This window comes from Breznakiella homolactica (assembly GCF_016616095.2).
GTDB lineage: Bacteria > Spirochaetota > Spirochaetia > Treponematales > Breznakiellaceae > Breznakiella > Breznakiella homolactica.
Genome location: NZ_CP067089.2, coordinates 1,019,397 through 1,040,088, shown reverse-complemented (window position 1 = coordinate 1,040,088; position 20,692 = coordinate 1,019,397). Strand labels below are relative to the sequence as shown.

The following is a 20,692-nucleotide window of genomic DNA, read 5'->3' as shown; positions in this document are numbered from 1 at the left end:
CGGTCCGCGGTCAGCCGAATTTGCTTTTTATCATGGCAAAGTAATCTTCGGCTTCGGCGGCGGTTTCCACCGCTTTGTCCCCTTCGTGGTATTCCACCAGGTGCTGGGGAATTTCCGTGAGGAACGGCGAAGGAACGCAGTCGACAATATTCTGCATACGCCGCCGCTGGATGCAGCTGGTGATGTACAGCTTTTCCCGGGCCCGGGTGATGGCCACGTAAAAGAGGCGCCGTTCCTCTTCGATGTTGCCATCCCCTTCCTCCAGGCTTTTCGCGTGGGGAATGATTCCGTCTTCGGCGCCGGCGATAAAAACCACGGGGAATTCGAGCCCCTTGGAGGCGTGGATCGTCATGAGATTGACCTTGCCTTTCCCCGCCTCGTCGTCCCCGTCGTCACGGGTTATGAGGCTGATCCGGTTCAGGTAGGGATACAGGGTGGGGTCCATGTTGTCAGGGTTTTTTTCCCAGGTCTCGATGGACTGGATAAGGCTTTCGATGTTGAGAAATTTCCACCGGGCGGCTTTTTCGTTTTTGTTGTATTCCGTCACCAGGTATGCCCAGTAGTCGATATGGTCAACCAAAGAGCGGACCTTCTGGGAGAGTCCTTTTTTCCCCAGAATTTCATTCCTGAAGAATTCGATGAGGTTCATGAACTCGTCAATTTCTGATTTTCCCTTTTCCTTGAAGAGCGTATCCTTTGCGTACCGCATCCGGGACATGGCATCCCAGAGGGAGGAATGGTTTTTCTTCGCCAGCTCGGTAATATGGGCGATGGTGTTTTTCCCGATTCCCCGCCGGGGGGTGTTGATGATCCGCAGGAGATTTACGTCGTCGTCGGTGTTGGCGATTACCCGGAGGTAACTGAGCACATCCTTGATTTCCTTGCGCTGGAAAAAACTCGTTCCCCCGGAAACCCGGTAGGGAATGTTTTCCGCGAGGAAGGCTTCCTCAATATGCCGGGTCATGGAATTGGCCCGGATGAGAACACCGAAATCGTCGTACTTCATCTTTTCCTGCATCAGCAGTTTTTTTATCTGGGAGGCGATAAAATCCGCCTCTTCGCTTTCGTTCCGGGGATTAAAAATCTCAATGGCTTTGCCGCCGCCGTTGCCGGACCACAGTTTCTTGTCCTTCCGGTTGGTGTTGTTGGAAATTACCCCGTTGGCGGCCTCCAGGATGGTGGTGGTGGAACGGTAGTTCTGTTCCAGCTTGATCTCCTCGGTTCCCGGAAAATCCCGTTCGAACATGAGGATGTTTTCGTAGTTTGCCCCCCGCCAGGAATAGATGGACTGGTCGTCGTCGCCCACCACACAGACGTTGCGGTCCGACAGGAGATGCATGACCCGGTACTGGGTAAAACTCGTATCCTGGAATTCATCCACCATGATGTACCGGTACCGTTTGCGGTACCGTTCCAGCACATCGGGGTTTTCCTCAAAGAGCTTGATCGGAAGCACCAGAAGGTCGTCGAAATCCAGGGCGTTGTATATTTTAAGGCTGCTCTGGTATTCCCGGTATACCGGCTCGAAGGCGTCGTTGGCCCCGTCTCCCCAGGCAAAGCGGCCGATTTTGACATTTGAAAAAAGCTGGCCCAGCGCGTAGAGGTCGACCCCCTCGGTGGACATCCGGCATTCCCGGACACAGTCCTTGATGAGCTGGGTCCGGTCGGTTTCGTCATAGATTGAAAAGTTTTTGCGGTACCCAAGGCGTTCGATTTCCTCCCGGAGGACCTTTACTCCGAAGGCGTGGAAGGTACTTACCGTAAGGTTCTGAAGTTTTTTGCCCGTGAGTTCCTTGACCCGCTCTTCCATTTCCCGGGCGGCCTTGTTGGTAAAGGTCAGGGCCAGGATGGCCGACTGGGGAATGCCTTTTTCCAGCATATGGGCGATGCGGTAGGTTATTACCCGGGTTTTCCCGGAACCGGCCCCGGCAATGATGAGCACCGGGCCTTCGATTGTTTTGACGGCATGGACCTGGCGGTCGTTTAATTCAGCTTCAAATTTGAGTTTGGACATGCGTATTTCCTAATAAACGCCGGAACCGGCAGCCGCGGTAAAGCGCCGCGGATTCAAACCTGTTTTATAAAAATGTTGAAGGCCTGTACCCCCAGGGTGACCACCGCAGTGACAATTGCCCCCGCAATAATTACCCCGATAATCACCGCCGGAAGGGTTTTCCGTTTCTGGAGTCCCAGGACCCAGGCCCCCAGGGTTCCGGTCCAGGCGCCGGTCACCGGCAGGGGGATCGCCACGAACAGGGCCACCCCAAACCAGCCCCATTTTTCGACACCCTTATGGAGTTTGTTTCTGGCCCGTTCGACAAACCGGTCGAAGAACCGCTGATACCACCCCATGCGGAGGAACAGTTTATGGAACGTGGACAGGAATATCCAGCAGGCGGGCGCCACCAGGGCGTTAACCGCCGCCGCGAAGGGATACGCCCAGTACCAGGGGATTCCGTTGGCTATGGCAAAGGGGATACCCCCCCGGAGTTCCGAAATCGGCAGGAATGACAGCAGCGCGGTCCACAGGAAAACCGTAACGGTATTCATATTCAATTTATACCAGAAAAATCAAATCAGGACCAGCCATAGGGTTCCCATAATTACGGTAATAACGGTAACGGGCAGGCCTGCTTTGAGATAGTCCCGGAACCGTATTTCTATACCGTATTTTTTCGCGATTTCCGCGACGATGAGGTTCGCCACGGAACCAAGCAGCGTCAGATTGCCCGCGTAGGTGCTTGCCATTGCCATGATGAGCCAGACCTGTTCCTTGTCGGCAAACCAATCCACCGCCGGTTTGAGGAGCATGACCGCCGGCACATTTGATACTAAATTTGACAGTACCACGGTAAAAAGTGAAAACCGGGCCATGTTCTGGCCGATCAGGGGAAGCCCCCAGGCCATGAGGGATGAAAATACCCGGGTATGGGCAACCCCTTCGGTTATGATGAAAAGTCCGCCGAAAAAGGCGATCACGGACCAGTCGAGTTCGGCGAATACCTTTTCCGGGTGTATCCGGCGGGTGGTAAGCACGATGGCCGCTCCCGCCATGGCCGCGGCGGCGACCGGAGCGTTCAGCAGAAAAGCGGCGGTCATAGCCGCCATGGCAAAAAGGCATTTGTACAGCAGCGGTTTGTACACCGCGGGTTTTGCCGTTGAGGGAGCCATGCCCGGGCTGTATCCGGTACCGGCGGCAGCGGCCGGCAGGACCGCGATCTTTTCCTTCCCGGAAAATTCCCCCCGGAAACTCATCAGCACAATACCGTAGGCGGCGGCGGTACCCAGTATTGAGGGCACGGCCATCCGGGACAGAAACCGCAGGAAGGGGATGCCGCTGGAAGCGCCGATGAGCATGTTCTGGGGATTGCCGATGATGGTGGCCGCGGAACCGATATTGGCGGACAGCGCCAGGCCGATAAGGTAGGGGACCGGGTTCCGTTTCGCCCTGACGCACAGCACCGCCGCCAGGGGCGTCAGCATGATGCATATCGTATCATTGAGGAACAGCGCCGACAGAACCGCGGAAAACGCCATTATGAGCGCCAGCAGCCTTCTGGGGGTCCCGGCGGCTTTCAGTATACGGGTTCCGGCGAGTTCAAAAAAACCGGAAAGCTTCAGGTTGGCCGTCAGAATCATCATGGAGAGGATGAGTATGAGGGTGCCCAGATCGACCGCGGCGACCGCCTCTTCCATGGTCAGGGCCCCCAGGGCAACGAGAAACGCCGCCCCGGAGAACGCGATGGTCGCGCGGTTCATTCTGAGCCGGGGTATCCTGCCTACCGCAATCCCGAAGAGAGAAATGAGGATGACCAGGTAAACAGCGGATTCACGAAGGGTCTGCATAAAAAAATCCGGCATGGGTATGTCTCTTTTTTGTACTATTTTCTTTTATGGAATGCTACAGCCTTTCGAGAATCGCGGCAATGGCCTTTCCGGCCTTGGCGCGGTGGCTGAGGCTGTTTTTTTCATCCTCCGGAAGCTCGGCCACGGTGCAGCCCCTTTCCGGAATGTACAGGATCGGGTCGTAGCCGAACCCGCCGGTACCCCGTTCTTCCCGGATCAGCTCCCCCTCCAGGGTTTCCTGGACAGCGAAGAACCGGTCCTCCGTGACAAAAAGCACCATGGCGCAGACAAACCGCGCGGTCCGCAGGGGGCTGTCCCCGGCTTCACGGATAAGCAGGGCGTTCCGTTCCGGGGAGGACAATTTTCTGCCGTCCTCACTCCCGTACCGGGCGGAATAAATCCCGGGCCTGCCTCCGAGAGCGTCGACACAGATCCCCGAATCATCGGAAATTACCGGTTCCTTTATGAGTTCATACAAGGCCCTGGCTTTGATAAAGGCATTGTCCAGAAAGGTGCTTCCCGTTTCTTCGGGGTCGAAATCAGAGATTCCGGCGTCCGCCGGGACCTTAACGGTATGGCCTTTGAGGATGGCCTGGAGTTCCTGTTTTTTGTGGGTGTTTCCCGTGGCAAGCCAGATAGTCATGGCCGTATCCTACTACAAAACGGCCGCCGGAGAAAAGCCGCGCGGATGAGCAGCCGCATTTCCCGGAAGCGTCTCCATACACAGCACCCTTCAAAGACAGGGGGCCCGCATGATATGGAGAGCATAAACCCGGAAGCATGGTACACAAACGGTAACACGGGGTGTCGTATGAAAAGAAATTCCGCCCTGCGGAGTTTCTTTCATTCGACGGGACCCCCGGACCTGTTTTATCATGCTTCCGGGGTTGAACAGTAATTATATGCGGGTATCCTGGCGGCTACCGCAGGGGCTTGTCCAGGCCTTCCCGGCGCAGGCCGTCCAGTTCCTTCTGGACCTGCCGTTTAACCGCCGGCGGATAGTCCATGTGGGAAAACGCGTAGAGCAGACGTATCCCGGAATCGGCCAGGGGCGGTCCGGAAAACCGGCACAGGGCGGCAATCGATGAGATAGCCGCCATCAGGGTCATGGGGTCCCGGTTCGCGTTATCCGGGGACAGCAGCACCGAATACGCCCGGTAGGCGTCTCCGTTGGGGTCCACCCCGATGCGGCCGATGGCTTCGCAGCAGGCAGCCTTGATTGAGGGTTCTGCGTCCCGGTAAAACAGGTTCGTCAGAAACGGAACGGTTTCCCGGGAGCCCATCTGTGCGAGCAGTTTTATCAGTTTTACCCGCTCGGGAACCTGGATGGGCGGCCGTACCCGGGAGTAGTGGGGGGTATTCAGGATTCCGGCGGTCATCTCCATGAGGTAGCCCACATAGGCGGTTTCCATCTCTCCCACGGTGCCGTTCTGGGTTGCCTGGTCGATACGTTCGTACATGGCCTTGATTTCCCGTTCTTCGTAGCGGTACGTACTATCCGCCCAGGGCGACGGCGGCGGATTGCCCAGGCCGTAGCTGCCCTCGGGAGAAGGTCCGAACATGGACCGGGGAACATCCTTGGGTTTGTTGTCCGCTTTATAGGCCCGGAGTATCCGGTCTTTTCCGCAGGCGTAGATCAGCCCTTCGTTGCTTAACCCGGGAACGGTCATGGTTTCGTCGATATGGAGCATCCAGCGCCGCCGGCCGCCGGCGGCAAAAGCCGAGGCGCCCCTGGTGGACAGGAGGTATACTCCCCGTTCGTCAAAGACCATGGCGGCCGTCTGGGCCGACACATTGCCGGAACCTTTTTCCGCTGCGGTTTCGTGGCTGTTCCCGGTCCACCGGATCTGGCCGCCGGAGGACAGAAGCTGAATCCGCCCGTCCCGGAAAGTTACCGCCACCTGATCCTGGTATCCCGCCGCCGCTACCGGGGCCGCGGAAAGGGCTGGCCTGGATGACCGGGACAGCCGGGAACCCTTCCCGGCGGCGGTATCCATGCGGATCATTTCAGCGCCGCCGTTGGGGTACAGAAGGTAATAACCGTTGTCCTGTTCTGATTTAAGGGGCACGATAATCGACGGTATCCTGTCGAGCCGTACCCGTTCCATGCCGCCGAATTCATCGAGGCGGACAAAATCCCCATTTTCCAGGGCCAGGGCGATTCCGCCGGCCCTATCCAGCACCGGGGCCACGGCAATGGAACTGCCCAGATCGTGCTTCCAAAGGGGATTGCCCGAGCCAGTCCGGCAGGCAATTTCAGAACCCACGGGAATAAAAACCCTCCCGTCCCATCCGATAACCGCCGGATGGGTAATAGGGGTACCCAGGTTGGTCCGCCACAGTTCCCGGCCGACCCGGTTTATAGCCATAAAGGAACCGGCGGTATTGCACACATAGGTGGTTCCTTCGGGGTTGCGGGCCAGATAGGGGGCAACACTGCCCCGGGGATCGAAATCCCACAGCAATGTACCGTACATGCTGTAGGATTTGATACTGCCGTGGTCGATGGCCGCCACCGCGGACTCCGCCTGGAGAAAAAGCTGCCCCGATACGGTCCCCTGGAGATCCTGCTCCCAGACAGGAACGGTACTTACCGGGACATCCGATATTTCAGCACGGGCATTTGCCCCCGATTGGGCAGAAGAAACAGCCGCAGGGATCAGGGTAAAAACCGCGGGAAGCACGAGGCTCAGTACACGTAAACGGAAAGGTTTGTTTTTCACCGAAACCCCCGGCTATTGAATTTTCGTAAAACGGGTGTAGGCCATGGTCTTCTGGGGATAGACCGCCGTCCCGCCGTTGTTTTCGCCGCAGAGAAGCCCGGCGCTCACCAGTTCAAAATTTGTTCTGGCATCATCAAAGAGGATGTAGAGCCGGCTCCGGCTCAGGGAGCTGTACGCCGGGAGAGCGTCCTCCAGGGTCAGGGAAATACTAACCGACCCATCCACGGGGGTCTCCCGGTACACGGCGCCCCGGGAATCCCGCAGGGCCATGGTTTTCCGTACATGGCCGATATAGGTGTACGATCCGGTGCCGTATCCGTGGTACTGCAGGACACTTCCCGGACGGTTTTCGTAGGTATCGTACTGTTCCACAACGATGGTTCGGTTGGATTTGAATTCCATCCGGCACAGAAGGGTCCCGTTCGGCAGGGGAATGGAAGCCTCCCATTTTCCGATAAGAAAATTGGGGAACGGAACCTGTTCCACCGCCTGGACACAGAAGGAAAAGATCAGCTCCGAGAGTCCGGATATATCCGCCGCTTCTTCCTTGGCCGAGTTCAGGGCTTTGTCGGTTTTTCCGTCAAAGGTCGTGGCGGATAAAACCACTCCCGCGGTGTTTCTGGAAAGGTTCCCCCGGATCACGTAATCGGCCTGATCCGCCTGGTCTTCGCCGACCACCCGCAGGGCTCCCCAGGATGCGATTTCTTCCATGCACCGGAAGGTGAGGGCTTCCGCGTCCTCCTGGGAAAGACCCCGCCCGGAAACCTCAAAAGGAACTATTGCCAGGGAGGGAACACTCTGTGAAAAGGCGATGCACGGACTCAGAAGCAGCAGCATGAAAAGAAATATTTTACTCATCTTTTGTTCCAAAAAATCTATTCCTGAAAAAACGAATTATACACTCAAATATACCATACTGGAAAGAATTTTCTTGATTTCCGGCAGGGTAACCGCATTATATTACGTGTTAAACACAGAAGTATGGAAGTACCAGCCCCGGGGATCCCTCCTGCGGACCCGGAATCCGGCGATTCTGCCCTTCTTTCCTTTTGGACGGTTACACGGTACAATCCGCACAGACCATGAATAAACGGACGGCTTTAAAAAAATATTTTGGCTATACCCAGTTCCGTCCCGGCCAGGAGGATACGATTGACGCGCTGCTGGCCGGCAGGGATGTGCTGGCGGTCATGCCCACTGGCGCCGGGAAGTCCCTGTGCTACCAGATTCCCGCTCTGATGTCCGGCGGCCTGGCTCTCGTTATTTCGCCGCTGATTTCGCTTATGAAGGATCAGGTCCACGCCCTCAGGGAAGCGGGTATTCCCGCTGCGTATCTGAACAGCTCCCTTTCGTACAGCGAATACGCCGAAACCGTGGCCGATGCCGCCGCGGGGGCCTATAAGATCCTGTACATTGCCCCGGAGCGCCTCTCTCGGGACGATACCAATCATATTGCCGCAGCAAATCCCATATCCATGGTTATCATCGATGAAGCCCACTGCGTATCCCAGTGGGGCCACGACTTCCGGCCGGGGTATCTTGCCATAGCCGATTTTATCGGGCGTTTTAAAAAACGCCCCCCCGCCGCGGCTTTTACGGCCACGGCCACAAAGAAAGTCCGGGCCGATATCGGGACCATTCTTAAACTCAGGGATCCGTACATCCTAGTGACCGGCTTTGACCGCCGCAACCTGTACTTCGCCGTCCAAAAACCGAAGGATAAAACCGCGGCCCTCCTGGAGTACCTCCGGAACCACCGGGGCGCCAGCGGAATTGTGTACTGCGCCACCAGAAAAAACGTGGAAGAAATCTCCGAAAAACTAAACCAGCAGGGCTTCCCGGCGGCCAAATACCACGCGGGCATGGACGACCGGGAACGGCACGCGTACCAGGATGATTTTATCTTTGACCGGAAACCGGTTATGGTGGCCACCAACGCTTTTGGCATGGGTATCGACAAATCCAATGTTTCCTTTGTCATCCATTACAACATGCCGAAAAATATTGAAAGCTATTACCAGGAAGCGGGCAGGGCCGGCCGGGACGGCAGCCAGGCGGACTGCATTCTCCTGTACAGCGGCCAGGATGTGCGGATAAACACCTTCCTCATACAGAACAGCGGCGAGGACGGCGGTGATGAAGACCGCATTGCCCATAACCTGGAACTGCTGAAATACATGACCTTCTACGCCACCACCGCGGGCTGTCTCCGGGGGTTTATCCTTGCCTATTTCGGGGAAGCCGCGCCGGACCGCTGCGGCGCCTGTTCAAACTGCCTCAGGGAAACCGAGACCAAGGATGTTTCCCTGGAAGCGCAGAAGATTGTTTCCTGCGTGTACCGCGCCGCGCAGCAGGGGCGGCGGTACGGAAAAGCCATGATCACGGATATACTCCGCGGCGGGAAAACCGAAAAAATACGCCAGTCCGGCATGGACCGGATCAGCACCTACGGCATCATGGCCGATACGGACAGCCGCAAAATAAGGGCGATTATGGACTTCCTCGTTGAGTCACGGTACCTCGCGGTGGACGGCGGAGAATATCCGGTAATAATTCCCACGGAACTTTCGGGGAAAATCCTCTCGGGCACCGAACGGATCGAAATGGAATTTCCGGCGGAAACCCCGGAAAAATCTTCCGCGGCGGCGGCGCAGGAACCGGCGGTGATCGACCAGGACCTTTTCGCGGAACTCAAGGCTCTGCGGACCCGGCTGGCCAGGGATGCCCGGGTTCCGGCGTATATTGTTTTCTCCGACGCTGCCCTGCGGGACATGTGCCGGAAACTCCCGGTAACCAGGGAAATGTTTCTGGAAGTTTCCGGAGCGGGGGCGGTAAAAACCGAAAAATACGGCGATGTTTTTATAGAACTCATCAAAGCCTGGTCCGGCCGCTGAACCTTCTGCTTCCGTTTTGCATGCCCCCTTGTTTTTTCATATACTTAACAGTAGCCCCTTTCCGGTATCGGGCCGCCAGATGCGGCCTCGGGTCCGGCGGAAAAAGGGGAACACAATGTAAAAAAGGGGTTTATGATGAAATTAGTACTCATCCGGCACGGCGAAAGTGTCTGGAATAAGGAAAACCTGTTTACCGGATGGACCGACGTGGATTTGTCCGAAACCGGGAGAAAGGAGGCCGCCGCCGCGGGAAAACTCCTGAAGGACCAGGGCTATGACTTTGATGTGGCCTATACATCCTACCTCAAGCGGGCGATCCATACGCTGAACGCCGTTCTGGAGCAGCTCGACCGGGAGTGGCTTCCGGTCATCAAGACCTGGAAACTCAACGAACGCCACTACGGCGCTCTCCAGGGGCTCAACAAGGCGGAAACGGCGGAAAAATACGGCGAGGATCAGGTGAAGATCTGGCGCCGCTCCTTTGCGGTGCAGCCGCCGGCCCTGGAGGAAAATGACCCCCGGAACCCCCGGACACAGGAGCAGTACCGGGCGGAGGAAAAGTGGGAACTGCCCCTGGCCGAAAGCCTGGCGGATACCATTGACCGGGTGGTTCCGTATTTCGAGTCGGAAATAAAGAAGACCATGGATGAGGGTAAACGGGTGGTGGTGGCCGCCCACGGAAATTCCCTCCGTGCCCTGGTTAAATACCTGGAAAACCTGTCGGAAACCGATATCGTGGATGTGAATATACCCACGGGAATTCCCCTGGTGTATGAATTCGACAATTCCTTCGCCGTAAAAAAGAAGTTTTACCTCGGGGACGAAGCGGCGGTGAAGGCCAAGATGGACAGTGTGGCGAACCAGGGAAAGGCGAAGAAAACCCAGGGCTGAACGATCCGGCGCGGAACCGCCGGGGATTCTACGGTTTTTTCCGGAACACGGGAATGAGGCACAGTCCGGCAAGGATACAGAGGCAGAAAAAATACACGATTCCGGGGACCCGGTCCGGCAGGTCCTGGTAGTTCCCTTTATACTGGATTGTGTATGTCCGCCGGGGTTTCCATGTACTGGTTTCCGTTATAATTCCCTGGAGTTCAGTGGTGACCGGTTTTTCCCCAAAAATTTCCTCCAGTTTTTCCAGATCGGAAAAAGCCGGTGATAGTCCCGGCCCTTCCGGGATGGTCCCGGAGGAACTGTATCTCCGGGAAGGCAGGGAATAGGAAAAACTCGGTACCTGGTAGGGGGTCAGTTTTCCCGGGCTGAATGAATCGGGACAATGGGTCAGGATGGATTCGCTGTAATCCCTGATTCTGGAAAAATTACTGGGGAACTCCCCACCGGTATACCAGATTAATGTACCCATAGGGCTCAACGGCAGTTTTTATCTGGTACACAACATCGTTCATAATGGCAAGCTGGATGTCAGAAAGGAACAAATCAATTCTGGAATGGAACGTATCGGTTAGTCCAAAGGAGAGGCTGCTCCGGTAGGTCTTTGCCGCAGTGTAAAAATCCCGGATATTTTCCGGCAGGGATTCGGGGGATTCCAGGTACGTATCATGGTATTCCGGCAGGTGCAGACCATTGCGGATTGTTATATCCGTGAGTCCTTCTTCCCAGATTTGGTATATGTTGTAAAAATACCGGTCCTCCAGATAGGGGGCGGCCCTGTCCAGGACCGTCCGTATGGAATCGCAGAGGTTGTGGAAGTATTCGGATTCGGGAAAGGCTTCGTTAAAATTCTCGATGGTGTTTACATACTCACCGGAAAGAATCGCTGGTATGGCATCAAAATTCCGCCGCTGTACCGCATCCATGGCCCGGATATATCGGAATTCTTTACAGAAAAGAAAATCCGCGGTTTTGGCTGCCAGTGTCCGGGATTCGGAGAAATCGAGACTTCCGGAAAAATCCTCGGGGACCATGGCAATGCTGCAGTCCAGGTAACGGAACCCCCTGTAGCGACCCTCGGGGCTCAGCTCCAGGATGGGAACCAGCCGTACCTGTTCCAGGTAAACCTCCCGGCCGGGCGAAAAATCTTCAGCATAAAAATCGGAAAAATTTTCAAAAACCACCGGTTTGGTTTTATTCCGTTCATAGGTAATAATCCGTTTTATATGGCTGAATGGATGGTACACCGCACCCTGCACAATTGCCGCAGCGGTCAGGATAACCACAACGGGAATGCAGTTCCGCCGGTACCGGGGAGGTCTGTTCCGGAGTTCCGCGGAAAGTGAATAGAGCGGCAAGCCGTCACGGTACACCGCCAGGATCGTAAAGTACGGTTCATCCCGGCCATGGGGAAAAAAGCCCCGGATAGTCAGGGGTTCTCCCAGGGGGAGGCTGTTTAAATCATTCAGGGGAAATCTCAGGATGAATTTTCCAAGAACAAGCTCATCGTTATAGTTTTTGTATACCACTCCGGAGAGGATATATATTTTTTCCGACAGTTTTATTCTGGGGTAAACACCTGATAAAAGCAGCAGTACTATGACTGCCATCAGCGGTATAGCCGTATAATAAAGTATACCTCTATCCAGCTTGGGAACCGCCACTGCCATCAACGCCACAACCGCGGCGGGGATGATTCCATAGTCCGGCAGTATGTACCGTTCGCTGGTGCTCAGACTCTGATCCGGATCCTCATCGAGAAATACCGTGTTCGCGTCCCGGGACAGCGGGATGGCTTTTTTAAGCTTCTCCGGTCTAGCCGCCGCGGCCGGTTCTTCCAGCACACTGAAGGTACCGTTAAGTGACAGGATATATCCCCGCATATCCGGAAGGATCACGACTTCGCTGAAATTATCATCTTCCCTGAAATGCCTTTCCATATCCGGGAAAGGGGCAATCTCAAGATCCCGCAGGAAGTATGCGGTTCCGCCGGAATCGTCCATCGGGTCTGGGTCGGCTTTTGAAAATGCTCCGCTTCGCGGATACGCGGACATGCCCGCATGGAAGTCCTGCCGGCCGTACAGTTCCTTCATGGCCGCAGCTTCTTCCTCGGTAATGGTTCTTCGGCGTGTATCGAGGGCCAGAAGTTTTTTCCGGAACCGTATTTTTGATTCTCTGCGTTCCGCAAAATCATTGACCTGTTTATATACCGAGACAATAAGGGCTGTAATGGCCAGTACTAATACAATATCCATAGGATTAGGGGAAAGCTACCTAAAGGTAGGTTTTGAGTTTTTCCATAAGATCTCCCACATCAACCGGTTTAGCCAGGTGTCCGTCCATACCCGCGGCCAGGCATTTATCCACGTCCTCGGTGAACGCGTTGGCGGTCATGGCAACAATGGGTGTTTTCCTGATTTCCGGTTCTATGGATTCAATGGCCCGTATCCGTTCGGCGGCGGACAGGCCGTCCATGACCGGCATCTGTATGTCCATTAATATGAGGTCGTATTTTTCAGTATCCGCAGCAAAAAACCGGACCGCTTCCTCTCCGTTCCGGGCCCAGTCAATGGTTACCCCCGTATACTCCAGAATTCCGGTAATAATTTCCTTGTTGATTTCGATATCTTCCGCCAGAAGCAGGGTCTTTCCTTTCCATTCCGCCGGGCCGGCGGCGCTTCGGCCGGGGTCCCGCGCCGGTTTTTCCGGCCGTGAGGCGGTAATAGTTTCCCCGAAGGCGATGGGCACCTCAAAGATAAAGGCCGCGCCCTTTCCCGGTTCGCTTTCTACCCGGATGGTTCCGCCCATGAGATCCATTATTTTCCGGCAGATGGCCAGGCCGAGTCCGGTCCCGCCGTATTTCCGGGTGATGCTGCCGTCCGCCTGCTCAAATACCGTAAAGAGCTTTGCCTGGTCTTCGCCGCGTATGCCGATGCCCGTATCCCTGACTTCAGCGTGCAGCAGTGCCGTGTCTTTCCGGAGACTGCGCAGATCCATGGTGAGGGTGATGGTGCCGCCTTCGGGGGTGAATTTTACCGCGTTGCTCAACAGGTTGAGCAGTACCTGGGACAGGCGCAGGTCATCGCTGATAACCCGGCGGGAAAAAACCGCGCCGGAAACAATCTTGAGGGTCTGATTTTTCTCGTCGATTTTCCCCCGGATGACACTGAGGATATTCTGCAGCATGGAATCAAAATCAAACTCGGTACTGGCAATCTCGAGTTTCCCCGATTCAATCTTGGAAATATCGAGAATATCGTTGATGAGCTGCAGAAGCTGCCGGGAAGCGGTTCCGATGCTGTCCAGACAATACCGGATTCTTTCCATATCCCCGGTGGCCCGGGCGATATCCGCCATACCGATTATGGCGTTCATGGGCGTTCTGATCTCATGGCTCATCCGGGAAAGGAATTCGCTTTTTGCGCTGTTGGCCCGCTGGGCTTCGGCCATGGCGGCTTCCAGTTCCCGCTGCATGGCTTTCATTTCCGTGATGTCCAGGGCAACACCCACCATCCCGGTGACTTCGCCGTCCCTGGAGCGGAGTACCCCGGTTCCCACGGTAAAATCCCGGTTCCCCATATTCATGACGTAGCTCTGGGGCCCCCGGGAGAAGGTGTTTTCGATTCCCTCCCGGACGGGTTCCGGCGCGGTGCTGAGAAAGAGTTCCCGGATGTTCTTGCCCACCGGCTCGAATTCCGGGGGAATTATATTTTTTAGAGCCAGGCCTTCGCAGAGGGTTACGGTGCGGTCCGTGTCCAGGGACCAGATAATACCGGGATATCCCTTGACGATCTGATCAAGCTTGGTAAATGCCTCGTAGAGGTCTTCCCGCATGCGGCGTTTTTCTATGGATACTGAAAGTATGTTCCCGATGGTCTGGAACAGACGGATTTCATCGCTGTCCCAGTTTCGCGGAACCGCTGTCTCGGCTCCGATAAATCCCCAGAAATCCTCTCCCACCGTGACTGGCAGATACAGAAAAGCGCCGATCCCCAGTTCCCGCTGAACCTTGAAGGTTTCACCGGAAACCCCCGAGGTATCACCCACCGCAATGTAGGGGCGGGTGGTCAGGTTCAGGTATTCGTCATCGGCGGCGTTATAGGGAATATTCCCCATGATATCCTGGATATTGTCGATCCCCGGAGCGCACCACTGGTATTTGCAGCGGTAGGTTTTGCTGGGGCTGTCGTGGATAAAAACCGAACAGCGGTCCGCGTCCAGAAAGTCCCCGAGTTTCTGCACCGTATAGGTAAGCATGGTATGGATATCCCTGTCCCCAGCGGCCCAGAGTGACAGCTCGGTTATTATTTCCTGCCGTTCCGCCGTTCTGATTTCCCGGTCCCGGGCGGACCCGTTCCGGGGGCCGGCGGTAAAGGTCGGGTATTCTTCCCTGCTGAATTTACTGATAAGGATTTTACAGCCCGTAAAGCCGGATTCATCAAAGGATGCGTAGTTTTCTATAAGGAATGCTCCGGTGTAATTATCATGGTACACCATGGACTGGCGGCCGCCCCGGATCAGGCTTTGACTGGTCAGAAAGGCCATCACCGTTTTCCGCTGGTTTTCCGGCAGAAAAACCACAAAGGGTTTTCCCACCAGATTATGGGGCAGGATAGTGTCCTTTGAGGTCCGGCTCTTATGGCAGTAGGTTATACGGTAGGAACTGTCGGTGATAAATGCCCATTCGCAGGCGGCTTCCAGCATGTCATGGACGTCTTCCTGGGAGGGAATTATCTTTTGAAACGGTACGGTACCGGTGCTCATGGATTCCTCGTGCGGTGGTGTTGCAAAAATCATACCACCAATTCAAAATAGAATAAAGAGAAATTACGCTTGGCGGTACCGCCGGCGTTCGTACGTGTACAGGCGGATTTATGGAGTGTCCGGTTTGCTTTTCAGATACCATCCGGCGGATTTCCTCGTCCCGGCGGCATTTTTTGCGCTGCGGCTTCTGCGGTTTTTCCTGGGCCGATCCCGGCGGTATTCCCGGGGACGGGGATCTTGCGGGGCTGTACGCCTCGTCCAGACGCGGTGAACCCCCTGATGTTTCCTCAGTCCCCGCCCGGATCATGGACCGGACTTTGCCGCTCCCTGGAGCCGGCCTCAGGGCCGTTGACTGGGGCCCGGGGGCCGATCCCGCCGGGCTGCGGCTTTTGGAGGAGCGGGGAATAACGGTTTTTTCCTGGGACCCGTTTTCTCCGGGCGGGAAAGTCCTTCCCCGAAAATCCTTTGATTTTGGCCTCTGCCTGGGAACCGCGGCGTACTTCAAAAATCCCCGGGAGAATTTTTCGGCCTTCGCGGCGGCGCTGAAGCCCGGCGCCCGGGCCTTCATCGGTACCTCCATTACCCCAGAGGATGACGATGAATTCCTCCGCCGGCGGGACGCCGAACATACCGGCCCTATCGCGTTTTATTCGGAAAAAGCCCTGACCCTGCTGGCGGCGTCGGCGTCGCTTTCCCTGGAAACGCTGGACGGCACCCTGGCTGTCCTCCGGCGGCCTCTTCCGGTTCTTGTGGCCGGGGGCGCCAATATTGATATTGAGGGACGGCCCGCGGGCGGGCTTAACCCCCGGGACTCAAACCCCGGCCGGGTCTCCTTTTTCCCCGGCGGAACGGGCCGGAACATAGCGGAAAACCTCTGCCGGCTGGGGGCGGACGTGGAGTTTGTCAGCGCCGTGGGAAATGACCCCTTCGGACAGCAGCTGCGGACATCCCTGGAATCATCAGGAATCGGCTCATCGGGGCTCATTTCCCTGGAAGGAGAAACAACTTCGGTATACCTTTCAATTCTGGATAAATCCGGCGATATGGCCCTGGCATTGTCGGGGATGGGGATTTTCGATAAACTCAAATCTTCCGAGGCCGGAAAAGCCCTGGAACGGGCAACCGTATCAGCTGCGGAAAAATCCGCCCGCGCTCCCGGGGAGCTTCCCTTTTCCGCGCTGGTGCTGGACGGTAACCTTCTGCCCGCCACAGCGCTCTTTATCCGGGAGCAGGTCCCCGGAATTCCGGCGTGGCTCGATCCCGTGTCCGTGGCAAAGGCAGAACGTATCGCGGCGTACCGCGGAGCCCGGCTCCTGAAAACGCTGGACTGCGTCAAGCCGAACCTTCTGGAAGCGGCGGTCATTTTTAACCGGGACACCGGGGATGTCCTTGCCCAATGCGGGACCAAGGACGATTATTCTGTACTTCCGCTTCACGGACCGTTACATTTAAATAGTGTCCCCCTGGTTTTTATCAGCCTCGGCGCCCGGGGGGTTATTAAATCGGAGAAAAGCCTGGTGAACTGCTGCGGTCCTTATCCGGCTGCGGTGGTCTCCGCCACCGGCGCCGGAGACGCGTTTACCGCGGGAGCGCTGTGGAGCCGTCTCGTCAGGGGGGATACCCACCCATGGGATGTTCTTACCGGAATGGCCTGCGCTTCCCGGGCTCTGGAGTCGTCCGGAGCGGTACCGGAATACACCGATACGCCGGGGATTGAAAAAATGGTGCTTTCCCGGATTCGGAATAATCCGGAATCCTGCTGAGGGCAGGATACTGTGCAGTAAGGAGCAGTCAATGTACGACGGAGATATATTTAAAGAATACCTCGATGTTTCACCGGAAGTTCAGGAGGCCCTGGGCAGCGGAATGCCCGTGGTCGCCCTGGAGTCCACCATTATCAGCCACGGGATGCCCTATCCCAAAAACGCGGAAACCGCCCTGGAGGTTGAGGCCCTGATCCGGAAAACCGGAGCGGTCCCCGCCACAATCGCCGTACTGGGAGGCCGGCTCAAGGCGGGCCTGTCGGAGACTGAGATCGATTATTTGGGAAAAACCGGAGAACGGGTAATCAAATCCAGCCGGAGGGATATTCCTTTTATTGTCGCCAAAGGCCTGGATGGGGCCACCACGGTATCGGCGACCATGATCATTGCCGATCTGGCGGGCATCAAAATATTCGTTACCGGCGGAATCGGCGGTGTGCACCGGTTCGCCCAGGAGAGTTTCGATATTTCCGCGGATCTCCAGGAACTGGCCAGGACCGATGTGGCCGTGGTCTGCGCCGGTCCGAAGAGTATTCTCGATATTCCCCTGACCCTGGAATATCTGGAGACCCAGGGGGTTCCCGTGGTGGGATACGGTACCGGGGAACTTCCGGCCTTTTTTACCCGGGAATCGGGACTCCCCGTGGACTGGCGGGTTGATACCCCGGAGGAACTGGCCAAAGCCCTGTTCGCGAAATGGAACCTCGGCATCCACGGCGGGATTCTGGTGGCCAATCCCATTCCGGAGAAGGATTCCATGGCGAAGTCGGATATTGACGTGGTTATAGAAACGGCCCTTAAGACCGCGGCGGACCAGGGTGTCAAAGGCAAAGCCATAACGCCCTTCCTGCTTGCCCATATTGTTGAACTTTCCGGGGGAAAGAGCCTGGAGGCCAATATCAATCTCGTTAAAAACAACGCCCGGCTGGGCGCGAAGCTGGCCGCCGCCTACGCGGATCTCGTCAATCCCGTTCAAAGCGTCTGATGGCACCGGTCACATCCTTCTTTGCCGACATAATCAGTCCCCGGTTTAATCCCGCGGCGGTGCTTGATCTGAGTGAGGGAAAGAAGGTGCTCGTAATCAGTGATTTCCATATGGGCAACGGAAGTCGGGGGGATGACCTCACCCGAAACGGACCGCTCCTCAAGGATATGCTGGAGCATTACTATTACCCCAAGGGCTGGACCCTCATCCTTAACGGGGATATTGAGGAACTGCAGCGCTTCAGCCTTCCGGCGGTCCAGAAACACTGGAAGCCGATGTACGATATCCTCGACCGGTTCAACGCCGAAGGGCGGCTGTTCAAAACCATCGGGAACCACGATGAGGATCTGATTTTCGAAAAGACCTATCCCTATCAGCTGTACAACGCCATACGGATAGAAACGGGGATTATTCCGATTTTCGTATACCACGGGCACCAATCCTCAAAAATGTACACGAACCACAAAAACCTGATCCGCATGAGCATCCGGTATCTCCTCAAACCCTTCGGTATCAGGAACATTTCCTCCGCCCGGAGTCCCCATAAACGGTTTTCCGTGGAACGCCAGGCCTATGCGTTTTCGATAAAAAACAACTGCATCTCCATCATCGGCCATACCCACCGGCCCCTCTTTGAGTCTCTGGGCCGTTTCGATTACATCAAATTTGAAATTGAAACGCTGTGCCGGGCGTATCCGTCGGCGGTGGGAGAAGCCCGCCGGCGTATTGCCGACGAGGTCAAGGCTCTGCAGGTCGAACTGGGAAAACTGAAACGCTCGGAGCGCCGGACGGTCCTGCGCCAGAGTCTGTACGGTGATGAATTTCCCGTCCCCTGTCTGTTCAATTCCGGGAGTTCCATCGGAAAAAAGGGCATCAATGCCCTTGAGCTGGACGGCGATCAGATTTCCCTGGTGTATTGGTTCACCCAGGGGGAGGGCAAGAAATTTGTCAGCCGGGGCGGATACAAATCCGAGCGGATCCGCGGTACCGAGCGGCGTAAGGTAGTTCTGAACACCGATAAGCTTGAATACGTTAAGGCAAAGATAGAACTTCTGGGAAAACACTGAGGATTTTCCGGATACAACAAAAAGGCTGCCCTGGGGCAGCCTTTTTTATTCGAAACAATCCGGCAACTTATGCCGTCTTTGGTTTTCCCGGCATGATTTTGGGCAGTACCAGAAGCGCCGCAATCAGCATCGCCAGGGAAACGGGGGTTGTGATCGCCACACTGACACCGAATCCGAGTACCGCCGTAAACCCGGCTATGATGTAACCGACGAAACAGACCGCCGCGACGGTAAGCGCGTAGGGGATCTGGGTTTCAACATGGGCAATATGATCGCAGCCGGCGCCGGTGGACGACAGGATAGTGGTATCAGAAATGGGCGAACAATGGTCGCCGAATACCGATCCCGCCAGGACCGACGAAAGGGTGATCACCGAGAGGTGGGGCGCCACGATTTCGCAGACAGCCACGGTTATCGGTATCAGAATCCCGAAGGTTCCCCAGGACGTACCCGTGGCAAAGGACAGAAACGCCGCGATGACGAACATAATCGCCGGTATAAATGCCACCGGCAGGTTCGACCGTTCAACCACTCCCGCCACATAGGGGCCGGTGGAGAGGAGATCCCGGCAGACGCCGCTGATGGTCCAGGCCAGGGCAAGGATAATTAATGCGGGTACCATGGATTTTACCCCCGCTGTTACGGTGGCGAAGAATTCCCTGAAGGTCATCAGTTTCCGGGGGACAAAAAGGAAGAACGCCACGAACAGCGCTCCGAACCCGCCCAGGGAAAGGGCGTACCCCGCGTCGGTATCACCAAACGCGTCGAAGAGGGATTTTCCTTCCCCGTCCCAGTACCCGCCGTAGTACAGCATGGAGAGGACCGCGAAGATAACCAGGAACACCACCGGGACTACGAGATCCCAGACCTTACCTTTTTCCGCAACCTTCAGCTTCGTCAGTTCATTATCAATGGTATTGCTGTCTTCAAAATGGGCGTCGCCCCGTTCCTCGGCCAGCCGCTGCGCCCGGGCCATGGGACCAAAGTCGCCGTTCTTCCGCAGGGCCATCCAGAAAACCATAAAAATCATCAGCACCGCGTAGAGGTTCATGGGAATTGAGCTGATAAATGCCTGCATTCCGCCCATGGTTCCTTCCCCGGGATAATAGGAGATAACCGAGGCGGCCCAGGAAGAAATGGGGGCGATAATACAGACCGGCGCCGCGGTGGCGTCAATGATAAAAGCCAGTTTTTCCCGGGACAGATGGTGGCGGTCCGTAACGGGTTTCATGACCGTTCCCACGGTGAGACAGTTGAAGTAATCATCCACAAAGATAAGAATTCCCAGAAGCCCCGTGGCCGCTGCGGCGCTCCGGCGGGTTTTCAGTTTCCGTGACGCCCAGTTGCCGTATGCCCTGGAGCCTCCCGCCCGGGTAATAACCGCCACCAAAGCGCCCAGCATGGCCAGGAAGATGACCATGGAGGCATTGTCGCTGACTTTGGAAATCATGAGGTCAGCGGTCACGCTGAATATTCCCACGAAACCCATCCCTGCGGCAATGCTGTATATGATGGTTCCCGACATGATTCCCAGGAGCAGGGAAAAGACAACCTCTTTGGTTATGAGGGCAAGGGCAATGGCAATAACCGGCGGAATAATCGATAGTATCCCCACGTGTACCGCTTCCATAAAACCTCCAGAAGAATTCAAAATTTTAATGAAACTTACAGAATACTGTATTGTGCAGCATTACCCGCAGAAAATGCAACAAAAACCTAAAAGGAACTTCTCAAAACCTGAGTTTTTTGCAGGTTTTTC

The 20,692-nt window shown here is 56.0% G+C and carries 15 protein-coding genes; 5 read left to right on the top strand and 10 right to left on the bottom strand.

The window, feature by feature from the left end; all coding sequences use genetic code 11:
- Positions 1-10: 10 nt before the first annotated feature.
- The 6 genes from JFL75_RS04940 to JFL75_RS04915 all read right to left on the bottom strand — a co-directional run bounded on the left by JFL75_RS04940 (position 11) and on the right by JFL75_RS04915 (position 7,427).
- On the bottom strand, positions 11-2,014 hold the full coding sequence (locus tag JFL75_RS04940; RefSeq protein ID WP_215625580.1) for an ATP-dependent helicase: 2,004 nt from the start codon (positions 2,012-2,014) through the stop codon (positions 11-13).
- A 53-nt stretch (positions 2,015-2,067) separates the two neighbouring features.
- Positions 2,068-2,550 carry a COG2426 family protein gene (locus tag JFL75_RS04935; protein ID WP_215625579.1) on the bottom strand — a complete coding sequence of 161 codons (483 nt, stop codon included), beginning with the start codon at positions 2,548-2,550 and terminating at the stop codon, positions 2,068-2,070.
- A 21-nt stretch (positions 2,551-2,571) separates the two neighbouring features.
- A complete protein-coding gene (locus JFL75_RS04930) occupies positions 2,572-3,861 on the bottom strand; it encodes an anion transporter (protein WP_215625578.1) in 1,290 nt (429 codons plus the stop codon).
- A gap of 40 nt (positions 3,862-3,901) precedes the next feature.
- The gene (gene rdgB, locus JFL75_RS04925; protein WP_215625577.1) at positions 3,902-4,489 is read right to left on the bottom strand and encodes an RdgB/HAM1 family non-canonical purine NTP pyrophosphatase; all 588 of its coding nucleotides are present in this window, start codon (positions 4,487-4,489) and stop codon (positions 3,902-3,904) included.
- 277 nt (positions 4,490-4,766) lie between these two features.
- A complete protein-coding gene (locus JFL75_RS04920; RefSeq protein ID WP_215625576.1) occupies positions 4,767-6,569 on the bottom strand; it encodes an outer membrane protein assembly factor BamB family protein in 1,803 nt (600 codons plus the stop codon).
- A gap of 12 nt (positions 6,570-6,581) precedes the next feature.
- The gene (locus JFL75_RS04915) at positions 6,582-7,427 is read right to left on the bottom strand and encodes a hypothetical protein (protein WP_215625575.1); all 846 of its coding nucleotides are present in this window, start codon (positions 7,425-7,427) and stop codon (positions 6,582-6,584) included.
- A gap of 224 nt (positions 7,428-7,651) precedes the next feature.
- On the opposite strand from JFL75_RS04915, the gene recQ reads away from it, so the two are divergent.
- Positions 7,652-9,463, top strand: coding sequence for a DNA helicase RecQ (recQ, locus tag JFL75_RS04910; protein WP_215625574.1), 1,812 nt, complete (start codon positions 7,652-7,654; stop codon positions 9,461-9,463).
- A 135-nt stretch (positions 9,464-9,598) separates the two neighbouring features.
- Positions 9,599-10,354, top strand: coding sequence for a 2,3-diphosphoglycerate-dependent phosphoglycerate mutase (gene gpmA, locus JFL75_RS04905; RefSeq protein WP_349629700.1), 756 nt, complete (start codon positions 9,599-9,601; stop codon positions 10,352-10,354).
- A gap of 28 nt (positions 10,355-10,382) precedes the next feature.
- On the opposite strand, the gene JFL75_RS04900 is transcribed toward gpmA, so the two are convergent.
- Genes JFL75_RS04900 through JFL75_RS04890 form a run of 3 tightly spaced genes read right to left on the bottom strand, consistent with a single transcriptional unit; the run spans position 10,383 to position 15,118 of the window.
- The gene (locus JFL75_RS04900) at positions 10,383-10,826 is read right to left on the bottom strand and encodes a hypothetical protein (protein ID WP_215625572.1); all 444 of its coding nucleotides are present in this window, start codon (positions 10,824-10,826) and stop codon (positions 10,383-10,385) included.
- Positions 10,783-12,609: a hypothetical protein gene (locus tag JFL75_RS04895; RefSeq protein WP_215625571.1), complete on the bottom strand. Its 1,827-nt coding sequence runs from the start codon at positions 12,607-12,609 to the stop codon at positions 10,783-10,785. The genes JFL75_RS04900 and JFL75_RS04895 overlap by 44 nt, the downstream gene beginning before the upstream one ends.
- Before the next feature lie 19 nt (positions 12,610-12,628).
- Positions 12,629-15,118: a GAF domain-containing hybrid sensor histidine kinase/response regulator gene (locus JFL75_RS04890; protein ID WP_215625570.1), complete on the bottom strand. Its 2,490-nt coding sequence runs from the start codon at positions 15,116-15,118 to the stop codon at positions 12,629-12,631.
- A gap of 110 nt (positions 15,119-15,228) precedes the next feature.
- Here JFL75_RS04890 and JFL75_RS04885 point away from each other — a divergent pair, with 110 nt between their 5' ends.
- The 3 genes from JFL75_RS04885 to JFL75_RS04875 are packed head-to-tail and all read left to right on the top strand — an operon-like array spanning position 15,229 to position 18,933.
- A complete protein-coding gene (locus tag JFL75_RS04885) occupies positions 15,229-16,881 on the top strand; it encodes a PfkB family carbohydrate kinase (RefSeq protein WP_215625569.1) in 1,653 nt (550 codons plus the stop codon).
- A 31-nt stretch (positions 16,882-16,912) separates the two neighbouring features.
- Positions 16,913-17,866 (top strand): pseudouridine-5'-phosphate glycosidase, encoded by a 954-nt coding sequence (locus tag JFL75_RS04880; RefSeq protein ID WP_215625568.1) that lies wholly within the window; start codon positions 16,913-16,915, stop codon positions 17,864-17,866.
- Positions 17,866-18,933, top strand: a complete 1,068-nt coding sequence (locus JFL75_RS04875) for a metallophosphoesterase family protein (protein ID WP_215625567.1) — start codon at positions 17,866-17,868, stop codon at positions 18,931-18,933. The genes JFL75_RS04880 and JFL75_RS04875 overlap by 1 nt, the downstream gene beginning before the upstream one ends.
- A 67-nt stretch (positions 18,934-19,000) precedes the next feature.
- Here the strand turns inward: JFL75_RS04875 and JFL75_RS04870 are convergent, their stop codons facing one another.
- The gene (locus JFL75_RS04870) at positions 19,001-20,563 is read right to left on the bottom strand and encodes a Na+/H+ antiporter NhaC family protein (protein WP_215625566.1); all 1,563 of its coding nucleotides are present in this window, start codon (positions 20,561-20,563) and stop codon (positions 19,001-19,003) included.
- Positions 20,564-20,692 lie beyond the last annotated feature (129 nt).